This window comes from Bradyrhizobium sp. Rc2d, from assembly GCF_900099855.1.
Classification (GTDB): domain Bacteria; phylum Pseudomonadota; class Alphaproteobacteria; order Rhizobiales; family Xanthobacteraceae; genus Bradyrhizobium.
Genome location: NZ_FNCU01000079.1, coordinates 15,441 through 27,018, shown reverse-complemented (window position 1 = coordinate 27,018; position 11,578 = coordinate 15,441). Strand labels below are relative to the sequence as shown.

Annotated in this window: 10 protein-coding genes; 5 read left to right on the top strand and 5 right to left on the bottom strand. The window is 54.4% G+C overall.

What is annotated here, in order from left to right; translation table 11 throughout:
* The 4 genes from BLV07_RS43830 to BLV07_RS43815 form a co-directional block, all read left to right on the top strand.
* Positions 1–318 (top strand): YybH family protein (locus BLV07_RS43830; RefSeq protein WP_143035714.1); only part of this gene is annotated, 318 nt, incomplete at its 5' end.
* A gap of 852 nt (positions 319–1,170) precedes the next feature.
* Positions 1,171–1,596, top strand: coding sequence for a hypothetical protein (locus BLV07_RS43825; RefSeq protein WP_091898857.1), 426 nt, complete (start codon positions 1,171–1,173; stop codon positions 1,594–1,596).
* A gap of 106 nt (positions 1,597–1,702) precedes the next feature.
* Positions 1,703–1,885, top strand: a complete 183-nt coding sequence (locus tag BLV07_RS43820) for a hypothetical protein (protein ID WP_091898856.1) — start codon at positions 1,703–1,705, stop codon at positions 1,883–1,885.
* Between the two features lie 11 nt (positions 1,886–1,896).
* Positions 1,897–4,833, top strand: a complete 2,937-nt coding sequence (locus tag BLV07_RS43815; protein ID WP_091898855.1) for a hypothetical protein — start codon at positions 1,897–1,899, stop codon at positions 4,831–4,833.
* A gap of 70 nt (positions 4,834–4,903) precedes the next feature.
* Here the strand turns inward: BLV07_RS43815 and BLV07_RS43810 are convergent, their stop codons facing one another.
* The 4 genes from BLV07_RS43810 to BLV07_RS43795 form a co-directional block, all read right to left on the bottom strand.
* The gene (locus BLV07_RS43810) at positions 4,904–5,275 is read right to left on the bottom strand and encodes a hypothetical protein (protein WP_143035718.1); all 372 of its coding nucleotides are present in this window, start codon (positions 5,273–5,275) and stop codon (positions 4,904–4,906) included.
* A 172-nt stretch (positions 5,276–5,447) separates the two neighbouring features.
* The gene (locus tag BLV07_RS43805; RefSeq protein WP_091898853.1) at positions 5,448–5,843 is read right to left on the bottom strand and encodes a hypothetical protein; all 396 of its coding nucleotides are present in this window, start codon (positions 5,841–5,843) and stop codon (positions 5,448–5,450) included.
* Positions 5,844–5,986: 143 nt separating this feature from the next.
* Positions 5,987–6,874 carry a hypothetical protein gene (locus BLV07_RS43800; RefSeq protein ID WP_143035717.1) on the bottom strand — a complete coding sequence of 296 codons (888 nt, stop codon included), beginning with the start codon at positions 6,872–6,874 and terminating at the stop codon, positions 5,987–5,989.
* A gap of 475 nt (positions 6,875–7,349) precedes the next feature.
* The gene (locus BLV07_RS43795) at positions 7,350–8,657 is read right to left on the bottom strand and encodes a hypothetical protein (protein ID WP_091898851.1); all 1,308 of its coding nucleotides are present in this window, start codon (positions 8,655–8,657) and stop codon (positions 7,350–7,352) included.
* 691 nt (positions 8,658–9,348) lie between these two features.
* Between BLV07_RS43795 and BLV07_RS43790 the strand changes: the two genes are divergently transcribed.
* Positions 9,349–9,783, top strand: coding sequence for a DUF6641 family protein (locus tag BLV07_RS43790; RefSeq protein ID WP_244551435.1), 435 nt, complete (start codon positions 9,349–9,351; stop codon positions 9,781–9,783).
* Between the two features lie 73 nt (positions 9,784–9,856).
* Here the strand turns inward: BLV07_RS43790 and BLV07_RS43785 are convergent, their stop codons facing one another.
* Entirely contained in the window at positions 9,857–11,569 is a 1,713-nt protein-coding gene (locus tag BLV07_RS43785) for an AAA family ATPase (RefSeq protein ID WP_091898850.1), read from the bottom strand.
* Positions 11,570–11,578 lie beyond the last annotated feature (9 nt).

Genomic DNA, 11,578 nt, shown 5'->3' with positions numbered 1-11,578 from the left:
TACAACCGCAAAGACGTCGATGCGATGGCCAATGCGTTTACTGAGGATGCTATCAGGGTAACGCCGAGCGGGATGTTCGTTGGCCGAGAAGCCATTCGACGCAATCTGCAGGAGGTCGTTGCGCTCGGGCTCCATGACTACACGGTTCAGCGCACTGAATCCCGTACCGTCGGAAGCTTCGTGTTCAATGCTGGCGAATGGCACGCCAAGCTCGGCGATCAACCGCTACATGGCTACTACACTGCCATCATCGTTCGAGACGGCAATCGAGCCAAGATCATGGAAGAGACCGTGACCGTCGCCGCACCTGGGCGGTGATGGCTTCGCCAAGCGGCAAGCCGCTTGAAATGCCAATAGATGTAACGGCTGTTTGGTGGCGCTGACGTGGACCGCTGGCCTGCGCTCTATGAGTGCACGCCTAAGTGCCTTTATAAGCAACCAAGGCTTATATCTATTAGTAGCCGAGCTTATCGCTGGGGGTACCTGGGGTACCTTGTAGAGCGCAGGAATCAGGGAAACCGAACATTCAGCAGTGCTGGACCGTAAGGTCCTGAAGCCCGAGCCGAAAGGCGAAGGGACTCGAAAACTACCTGAACTGTAAGTGCTATAGCACCTCCGCTTAACATCTTGACGAGTATGGTAAATTCAATGATCACGAATTATTACGAAATAAGAGCGGTGCCTCTCTGGAGGGCCTCTCAAACAGCTTTAGAGGAGCCCTCCAGCGCTTTTCTGAATCGGGAGCCCGAAATGTCGGTTCTCTGAAAAATAAACCGCTAACCAGTTTGCGGCTTCGGTATTCACGAAATTTAGCTCGTTGCAAATCCAGCCCCGACAGATATTTCTAACACCAGGAACGTAGCGAGACGTGAGCAGCACCAATGAAAAAGTGCAGAGTTACGCTACCATGAAGTTTGCGCTGAGCCACGCTGCCGTGGCTCAGCACAGCCTTTGATCTGATACCGCATAGTAGAAAGCGACGGGGAGCATCTCGCTTCACCGAAGAGTCCCGGCTGGACTCAGGAAGGAGAGCACAGTGCACTACTAACGCCCCATTCCAGCCAGAGCAGCATCATGGCGCCGCTGCCCGGCAACCTAGGTATGCAAAAACAGACAGCTGCGAACCAACACGATTCGCAGAACTCACATCTATTGCTTTAGGAGCTGACTATGACGACGGAAAACGTGATCAAAATCGACGACGCCCGAGAGTTGCGGGCATTGGGACTTCCTATTTTGCCTGTCATCGACAAAGACTTTTCGAAGGCCGCAGACAAACTTTTTGTCGACGCAGCAAGAGCCAAGGCCCAGTTTTACCTGGCATTTCGTGACTACTGTAAAGCAGCGAGCCCGACGAAGCAACGTTTCAACCGCATGCGGAGAGCGTTAGAAAAACTCGCCTCCATTAGCGATCGAGCCGCCGAGTTTACCTCGTCCGACGAGTGCGAGGCCGAGGCGCTGCAGATGCTTCTGACGAAACCCATGATCTCGTTCGTGGAGTATTGGGATGCGACACTCGCTGTTGTCGAGGAGGGGGAGCCAGTCACGATCAACCTGACCCAAGAAATGCTGGAAGGCTGGTCGGTACCGCTGTGAACGCCGACCAATAATGCAATTACTGGCGAGAGAGCGGGGAGAGCTCCGCTCTCGATTTCTACGTAAAATTGTATAATGCTCAAACAACCACCTCGGAGAAGAACAGATGAACGTGAGAGGCGAACTTAAAGGCGAGCAACTGATCCTAACGATCGACCTCTCGGCGAAGGCTCAGAAACAGGCAAGACCGTCGTCAACAGGGAAGACTAAACTGATCGCAACCACAAACGGATTCATCAACTACGGGCACGTGAAGGTCTCGCTCAATGCAACGATCCCGCTGAAGTGACAGAGCCAGGTATGACAAATAATTTCGCCAAGCGGCCGGTTGACAAGGCGCCGGTAAATTTTTGGAAACTCCCGCTGGCCAAAGAGGTGAGGGTTCGTCTCGCTTCGATTGACGACTCTCGACGCCGCTATCCGAATCAAAAAACGAAGCTGGCGCAGCGTCTCCTCTCCTGCGCCTTGGATACGAAGAGGGCCCTGTACGTCCCATTCGGCTCGCATCCATATCTGCGAAGCAGGATGACTGAGGATTTCGCCGCAGTCTCCAGGACGATTACGGCCGACCAGGGAACGCCGCTGTGCTTCTTCGGAAACCCGCTCCTGCTGCCGCAGGGCTGGGGCAGCCCAAGTTTTGATATCGATGGAGTAGCCAAGCCGATCCTGCGGGCTACTAACGCTGGTTTTGTGGTGGTCACGGTTGAGCACGATTGCACAGAACGGAGCCATTTCGAAACAATCTGCGACTGGTTCAACGGGCACTTCAGCGAGGTAGACCATGAACTCAGGCAACACCGAGACTACGACGACTATTGTGTCGTATTGTCTGGAAATCGATCGCTGCACTTCCACTTCTTGTTCAACACACGACACCTTCTCGAGGCTCCTCATGACCAGCCGGGGCATGAACGCTGGAGCCGTTACCACGTAGATTCGGCGGTGATGTCCAACGCCCACCAGGTTTACTGGAAAATGGTCGTGGAGATCATGAACGGGCTGCTGCCGGTTCCGTTACCAGCCGACCGAAGCAGCAGTTCATACACACAGCTAAAGAGAACGCCTTGGGGTATTCGCAGGCTTGACGAAGATTCAGAGATCTTCGGACTATCTGCTGGCACCACAGTGCCGCAGCTCGTCCTTGAGGAAAAGATCCGCACCAGTCGGCCGCCTAAGGGCAGCGCCAAATATATCGTGCCGCCAGATTTTACCGTGTCTCATTATGTCAATGCTCGCAACCAGCACCGGTGCGCTGCAGTCGCCGGACCGGGCGTGGACCATATCTCAGCAGGAAGCGAGATGGTCGACGAGCTGGCGATGATGTGCCAAGCGGCGTGGAAGACACCTTATCCTAAGCCGACCTCGATGGAGATGAAGCGGGGAGAATGGGTTATTCACTTTCGTAACCACCCAACCGACACCAACCCCTCGACGGTCGCTAGGGGCGATTACACCACGTTGCTTGTCCAGGGCCAGAATGCGCCGGTGGGCTCGTTCACTCTCCCAGGCGAGATGACGGCCAACGAGATTGGCGATCACTTGGCTCGGCGATTTGGGATCATCCCGAACTTGCCTAGCCCTTCGGTCCAAGCGCCTAGCGCATCCGACTTGCCGTACTTTGAACGGCTGAAAGCTCAGGCCGGTCAATCCTTCAAGCAAATGTACGAGAACTCAGCCGCTCGTAGTTTCCCTCACATTTCATCGTGCACGATCCCCGAACTGCAAGGTATCTATCGCCAGAAGCTCTGGCGCTACCTCAACAACGCCATGTTCTTTCATGGGGACATGATCTGTACGTCTGGCGAAGGCATCGGCAAGACCACAGCGCTGTTTGATCTTATGCAGCACGCAGCGCTCGACACGGCAATGATCCATGACGATCGGAAGGTCCGCTTCTTCGTGTTCGCTTTTCGGAGCCGAGCCCAAGCTGAAGAGAAGGCATTAGAATACGCCAGCGACACCCGACGAGCCTTCGTGGTGAAGCGGTTTTGGGACTATTATGAAGAGGCATGCGCAAAATGCGGCGTCCATTCGATGCAAGACGATTTCGAGGAAAGAGGAAACATCCTTTCCGTTCTGCGTCAGATGGCCGACAGCCAGTCCATGGTGTACGATGAGCTAGAACGTGTTCGTAAAGCGCTGTGGCTGGCCGGTGATGGGACCTCGCTCTTCACAGGTACGACGGTTCTCTTTACCACGCACGCCACGGCGACTTTATGGTATCGCACTCACTTGAACAGAGTCTGGCATCATCCGAGGTTCGACCCTCAGATGGACCCCGGCAAGCTTGATGAACTTCGGGCAGAGCTCTTGTTCGAGAAGGTCGTGTTTGACGAGCCCGAGTGGGACGAGTTTGCGCACATCCTGTCGGAAGGGATGTATAAGCACCTTTCGGTCCACAGCCGTTGGAACTGGCAAACGCAAACTCTCCGAGAGCGCAAGGAATCCTTCTACAGAATGAAGAAGGACGATCTGGCACTCTCCAACATCGAGTTTGACGATTACAGCGAACTTCGATTCCTCGACCTTGCCCACTTCGAGCGAGTGCAGGTCGATTTCGCCTCGCAGCCCTTCGGTCGAGAGAATGGCGTTAAGGCAATCTATATCAGCCAGGATGGTAAGCCCTATTACTTCTGCGCTAAGCGTAGGCCAACAGCAGACAGCACCAGCTGGATATTCTTGACGACGGAGAGTTTCACAACGGACGCAATCGCAGCGTTATACAAGTTGAAGCTGAACCGCCCGCTTTTGCGGTTGAGCCTGGACAATCTTCCAGGCGTGTACCCCGTCGATGTACCGGTCGTAAAGAACAAGAATGCAAGCGCCCAACGGATCCAGAAGTTGGCAACTGATATCCTGGCTGGCGGCAATCGGAATGTCGTGATTGCGGACAAGCTTGGGGACTTAAAGGGAGAGAGAGCCAGAACGTTCCAGGGTATGAAGGGCTACAACGGTTGGTCCGACGAAAACGTCTTTGTCGTGCTCACGTACATCCATCCCGAAGTCTACGGGCGATTGAATGCCCTTAGCCGTTGGCTCGAATTGGAGGAAACCATCGGCAAGTACTATGCAGCTCAGCTTTCACAAGCAGTTGGACGAAATACCGGGTTTCGCAAAAAGCCGGGGACTAAGACGGTCGTCGTGATGAGCCCAGGACTTCTTCGCCTCATGCAGGCCAAGCTTGCCCGGTTCGCACCAAGAGTACGCCTTCAACTTGGCCCCGACAAACATTGGTGAAGCGTCCTCGCAGACGGAAATCCTGAGTGGCCGTCACATCGAGACACGTTGATACCGCTGGCCAATCCGGTTAGGTCTCCGTCTCTACCCACTTCGATTCAGCGTTGATATACGAATTCGCTATGGTGACTAGATGCACAGCTGCGGTCCCTAGGCGCTCCATTTCTTTGTCAGCCGTGTAGGCTGCAGCAGCACGCCGGTAGGCAATCGCCACGGTTGCGTAGGCGTCTGTGATCAGTACGGCTAGCTGGTCGTGCTCATCCCTTGCTTGCCCAACACGTGATTTGAGGACCTTGATGGCTACCTCCGCACTCTCGTTGGCGAGCTTTTCATTATCCAAGCTCGGATTTGAAACTTCCGGCTGGCATGCTGCTGCAGCCCCGGCGATCACCTGATAGTAGCGCCGTTTCTGTTCATCAGTGGACGTGAGGTAGCTGTGCAAAAGGCGGCGAGCCCTCGCCTCGAGGTATCTTCGATCGTGCCGTGTCCTTTGGCTATCTGAGTTGAACCAATTGAACATTGCCGCCCGTGGATCTGCCGCTCCAGTGGCAAAAGCGCAGGCAGCCTAAAAGGTTCCTCGTTGCGGGCTGGGGCCTGCCAGCGTTGACGACCAGTTAGCTGACTACGGCTTTCCGGGCTGCACGCCTGCTCCGAGGCAGTGCTCCCTGCCATCCCTTTTCCTTCGCCAGCTCTCGCAGTTTGGTCAGCAAAAAGCGACGGGCCTGATTGCTCACGATGTGTAGTGAGCTCTGACGTCCTGCGATGGTGAGCTCTTCATCGTTCAGCCTCTTGACCCGATATCCAGCTCGGTTGCATCGGTGATAGAGAGAATAGCGGATGTCGATCAGCTCGTCGAAGTTGGCCGGGGCATTCTTACTCAGCCAGAGGATAATGTCCTTGTCGGGCGGAAAAGTAGGTTCCTGACCATTGCCATGTGGCTTTGCTTTTGTTGAAATCGGTGCGAACGCTCGCCTTGTTTCGGTGATTGTGTCTGAGGTCTCGTATTTCATTGGTAGTCTCCATTGCGGCGGGATGCCGCTCAGAGACTATTTAGCTTTAAATTAAATCGGGCAGGCTGAGATCAATCTCTCGGGGTTTGCTATTAAGCTGCAACGGCGGCAGCGCTTCAGCGACCGCACGGTGTGACTGAATTTCAGAGACCATTCATTCTGATGTAAGCGAGACTCAGGTTTTCCAAGACTACCAAGACGTAGTCCGGCGTGAACGGGCGCATTTGTTCGATATGGAACCGCAGCACCTGCTCGGCTGACATTCCTTCCATCTCGACAGCTGTCAAATTCCTGATCTGTTGATGGAGTGCTGGCGACAGTGCAGTGGCGGGATTATCCGCCAACATTGGATCTGTCCTGTTTACGTCTCTAACGTTTCTTACGAAAGCATTCTGCAGTGCCTCGTCACTATCGAGATGGTCGAACGGGCGACCGTATTCACCTTTCCCTGTGAGACTCTTATAGCCTCCAACGTCAAATTGTCGGGCTCGGCTCAGCCGATCTATTACCGCTGGATGACTACTAAATTCGGCTTCATTGATTACTCCGGCAAATGACTCGGGTGGTAGGGTACCCTCGATCGCCCGGCCCAGACTGGAGATGGAGCCTGTATCGGCTCCGAGCGTAGAGAAGACGGGAAAGAGAAAAGCATTCAATACACGTGGGCTTCTGGAGAAAGTGGACCACCAAGTGGTCATTTGAGCTGCCATGAATTCCATGGCTGGGCCCACTTCGATGGCAAGTCCCATCGCTGCATTCATTGGTAACAATGCTTGTGCCGCCCGATATTCCTGTCCGAAAATACTGTGGCTCAGGGCATCATCGATATCTCTCAGGGCATCCTCGAGACCGATTATCATCGCCAGCTTGACGTTCGTTGAGAACGCTGCGGCATTACTCCAGGGCAGCAGTATTTTGTTTAACAAAAAGTTCAAGGGTCGGCTGCCGGTGTCGACGCTCGTGATGGGCTGAATTAGTCTGCGGTCGGGTGCGGGGAATGCCCATTCCGTCTGCGTCGTCCAGTCTGGCATGGCAGTCACAGCCGGGCCCGGGGGCTTGGGAGCCAAGCGGCTGTTGTCTAGCTTGCTATCATTCAGCGATGGTGAAGCGCCTGATGGAAATCGACTACGTGCGGGGGCGCCTTCACGTGGTGCTGCAGCTGGATTTACCCGCCCCCCTGAAGATTCCCGAGGGGCGGGCGGTCTGGCTGTAATTACAACTTCTTCGTCGTACGGGATGCTTTCTCCACCCTCCACAAGCACGCCGGGACCGCCGATGCTAATGACGACGAGAGGCCCAGGAGCGGTCCCGCCACCGCCTCCCCCACCGCCCCATTTTGTGCCATCATCGGGGTCTGCTATCCGCATGTAGGCTACTCTATTCAGACTTGCTTGTCAGGAGCACGGAGTTCACACCCGGAGTTCTAGAGACTGGTGAAGCAGGAGAGCTGTCAAGACTTAAGGGTTGCACAAGGCTCACGTCGCTGCGCTTGGCATCCAAATAAATTCAACTATGACCCACTCCAACAATATTCACCTCAGTATTGTCGTAGTCGAAATTGTAGCCAATTGGGAATATCTGTTTGCCGGCGGCGTCGCGGTTCGATTGCTTTGCGACTACTTCCCACTGGCCAGCCTGGCCCTGTCCTCGGACCGATACGATCGGGGCTTCTATGACCACCGCCGGCGAGCCCGCAGCATCGAATAACGTTGTCTTGACTTGCAGTATCGAGCCAATCGCAATCGGTTCACGGCAAACGACTCTCGCAACAATGAGGACTACCGCGTTGTTCTCCACCCGATAGACCGGCTCGCCAGCGGCGATCGGATCGCCGGGGTTCTTGTAAACACCAGTCACGATGCCATCAATGGGCGACATCAGGATCGTATTCAAGTAAGCGACCTGCAATTGGTTGACGTCGGCATCGATGGATTCCAATTCATTTCGGTATACCTCCTCCAGGCGGTCAAGGAAGTGCGTTTCCTTCACGAAGGAAATGATCTCTTCGCCGAGGCCGATCTGGGTCCGCGCATCCCGCGCCTGGTTTTCATGGTTCGGCGACCTGTATTCAAACCCTGTAGTTTCGGATTTTTGATTCTCCGTGCCGATAAAATCATTCGTTGCTGTGGTGAGCACCTTTTCATCGGGACCCTTCGTCATCGAACTTCCCTTATTGGGGCCTGACGTCGCACTGGTCACCGTGGATGTTTTTCTTATCACGGTGTTCACACCAAAATCCTGAAGGTATGCGGCCTCAAGTAAATCCTTCAAGCCAATGGAAAGCTCGGACAGGCGGTTCAGATAATCGCCCCTTTGAGGCATGACTTTTCTCATAACGTCTGCGATGGCCGCCGCACCTCCATATTTCGTGATAAAGGCGTTCGCTCGCGCATTGACCGCCTTGTTCAAGGCAGACTTCGCGGTTTCCGCACGCATCGCTGCCAACGCCTTACCCCCGAAATCCCACAAATCGAGCATGCCGCCAGTACTGCCGATAGGAATAGGCTCGTCGAATGACGTGTTCGGGGCCGGCGTCGATTTCGGGGCGTGTTTGGTTACGGCATCAATGCCATCCGAGTCGTACTTCAGACGACTCGGGTCATCTGTCGTGGCAGGATGCACCGCCGGGCCCCCCGTGGTGGGAGGATAGACGCCACGAAGAGTCATGTAGAAACGGTCGAAATTGAAAGCGCTTACTTGTGAGCCCAGCTCCACGAAGGACTCTCCAAGAATGCCACCGACCTCAAAGCAAAGATTTGCGACTTGGAGCGGCCTTACGGTCAGGGAAATGGGTTTCGCAGCTACCGGTGCCATATGTTAGTCTCTTGTTCGTTTAGTGCAGGATGGTCTGCATGCCGTGCTTCAATCACTGATTAGGCAAGATACGGTGGAGTCTTGCTCGCAGGAGGCAAAAACTCCAGCTATGTCATGAAGGGGAATCGAAACGCATTCTCCAGGCTGGAGAGTCCCTATGATTTCCTGGGCTCCTGAGGCCTTTCGTGTTCCGAAGGTTATCTTTTCGCCAAATAAGTCGTTGTGAATGTGCAGCACGAGCGGCTTTTCGAATACGATGTCTTTCGTGATACCAGCGGAGCCCCAAAGATGCATGGTCCCGCGAACCTTAACCTCGTAACTGGGCCGAGCCCAACGGTTGTAACCAGTGCTTGAATTGCCCATACGGGTTGCTCTCATTCAGGGCTCGTTTTAGCAAGTAAATGACAAAGGAATTGAGACGGTCGGCTGTGTCGTAACTGCGCAAGCGTAATAGGAAGCATAAACCGTCTATTCGATCTGTGGTAGTCCTAGTTTGCACCGTCCGACCGGCCGCCGATCTGGATAGCCGTTTGCCGCCTGAACTCGGCGAGCGGGTGGTCACGAGACGTTCTGGTGCAAGACCCCGCCAACGCCGTTGCCGAGCCAGGTCCGGCCTTTTTAGCTCGACCGTCTGATCGAAGGCTTTATGCCGGGCTGGCGTTACCTCAACTCGACAGCCAGGAGCCTCGAAATGTCGACCTCAATTCTGAAGTCTCTCACTTTCGTTCCCCAGCCCAAGATCAGCTCTGACCCATTGATCATCAAGCGAGAACGCATGGTGTCCCGCTTGGAAGATCAAAAGAAGCTCCTTGCCGATCCGACGTACCAGAGGCGTATCAAGCGCTGGGAAAAGAAGGAGGATGGCGAGAAGGTGCTGGTCGAAAGACCGCTCCGCACGAGCAAGTGGTGGCAGCAGGATCCGAGCGGCAGCTGTGTGATGACCGTCAAGGTCGGATCGAAACGCATCGAGTTCGAAAAGGGCAAGGCAGCGATCGCCGTTGGATCGTTAGAGAAGCTGCCGGGCCTGATCGATGCGTTAATCAAGGCCGTTCGGGCTGGTGAGCTTGACTCACAGTTGAGCGAAGGTAAGGGGCCGAGACCGCTGCCGACACGCAAAGTGGCTTGATCACCAAATATAGAGGAGCGAGAGCTGATCCGCTGGGCGGATCAGCATTCTTCTCCGCGGATTAGGTGGCATTCTAAGCTGCGGGCCAAATGGTAGCTGCGATTTCTGACAACCTCTCGGATCTAAGATGGTTGCTTGGAAAAAAGATGCGAGGGTTTTCCGCGATCTCTTCCTGTATCAACGATTTAAGCCGTCCAAGAATTAGCTTTCCTCGGCGCATTTTAGCTGTATCAGCTTCATAGTCAGCGGCGGCGGAAACCGCTATTTCGCCGTGATTCGGCGGTGCGCCGCCGCTTTGTCGGCGCCGGAATGCCTCCTCTGTGCGCAAGTTAACGACCGCCGCAATCGATTTTTCCCGCAGCTCGTTGGTAGCCAATTCGATCAACTCTTGAATACGAACAGCAGGCATGGTCGGGTTCAAAAAATGCAAGTGCTCGGCGTTCAGGAAGTAGGACTCGATGTCATTACTGTCGGTGAGGAGAGGCGTTATGCCCGCTTGAGTTAACCTATGCTCAAAGGCATTTGAGCGATCGAGGGCCATATAGTCGCGATCACGATGAACGACGAGCTTCACGTGTTGAGCTTTATCCATCAAAAACTGCCCCAGAACTACAGCGGCATCTACTTTGCTACATCCTGTATACGAAGCAACTTCCGTATCCTGCTCGACAAATCCATTGCTCCACAAAATAGCTTTGAGTGCGTCTTTGTCCGTATCTTCTGTAGCTACGACGCAGCGAAGCTCTCCATCGGCAAAGTAGTCTACGGAGTCCAGGGCTCCAATATCGAGTAGCACGGCCGTTGTGGTGAGATCGGGCTGATCTACGATAGCGCCTTTACTCAACCAAATGACCCTGCCTCGTCCTTTCAGCGAGTCGAGCACATGTCTTGAATGCGTGCTAAGGATCGCCTGAAAGCCACGTTCTGCAGCGAGCTTTGATACGAGATCGCACAAGAGGCGCTGATTATCAGGATGCAGATGGGAGTCCGGCTCGTCCAGTATCAGAACTCGAGGCGCAAAAAGTGATATGTATGCGAGCAGCTGCGACGCTTGAAGGATTGACGTTCCCGCTGCGTCAATCGGGAAGCGCTGACCACCTCCATAACCAAAATAGACGCCGATTACTTCGTCCGTATCGGAATTAAACTCTAAATCGATACTGATTCCTGGGAAGAGCGACTGCATGTTCGATAAGAATCCACGCCATGCAACCTCGTTTGCATGCAGCATCCTCAAAACGTTCCGAAGCGTTAGGTTTGCATCACCACGGGCGACGATTCGCCTGACAACGCCAGGAGACATAAATCGCTCTTCCTTAGGTACCCCAGCCAGCCCCGGTGCATAGATCGTGAATGGACTTGCTAAATTCATCAACTGCTCGCCAATGGCTCGGCCAGCTATGCTCACTGCGATGTTCCGGTTTCTGCCTCGCCGTAGTCCGACCGTTGTGCGTAGCCCGTCTTCCGCTGCAATCTCGATCTCAATCTGACTTTGTCTCGGCTCCAGCAAGGTGCCGCCGGTGGCCAGCGAGAGCACGTCTGCCACGGGCGAGTAGAGCAACTGCGATGGGTTGAACGACAATTCGTAGGTGTCCTGCCGCCAAGCAACCCCTTCTCCCACCAGGCGAGCGGTTTGTGCAATTGATACGGCAAAATGAATTGCCTGAAGTATACTGCTTTTACCGGAATTATTTGCGCCGATGAGCAGGGTCACGTCGTCGAGAGGAATAGAAACCTGCTCGATTCGTTTGAATCTCCGGATTGTAACTGAGGTCAAGCGTGTCATCGGGTTTTA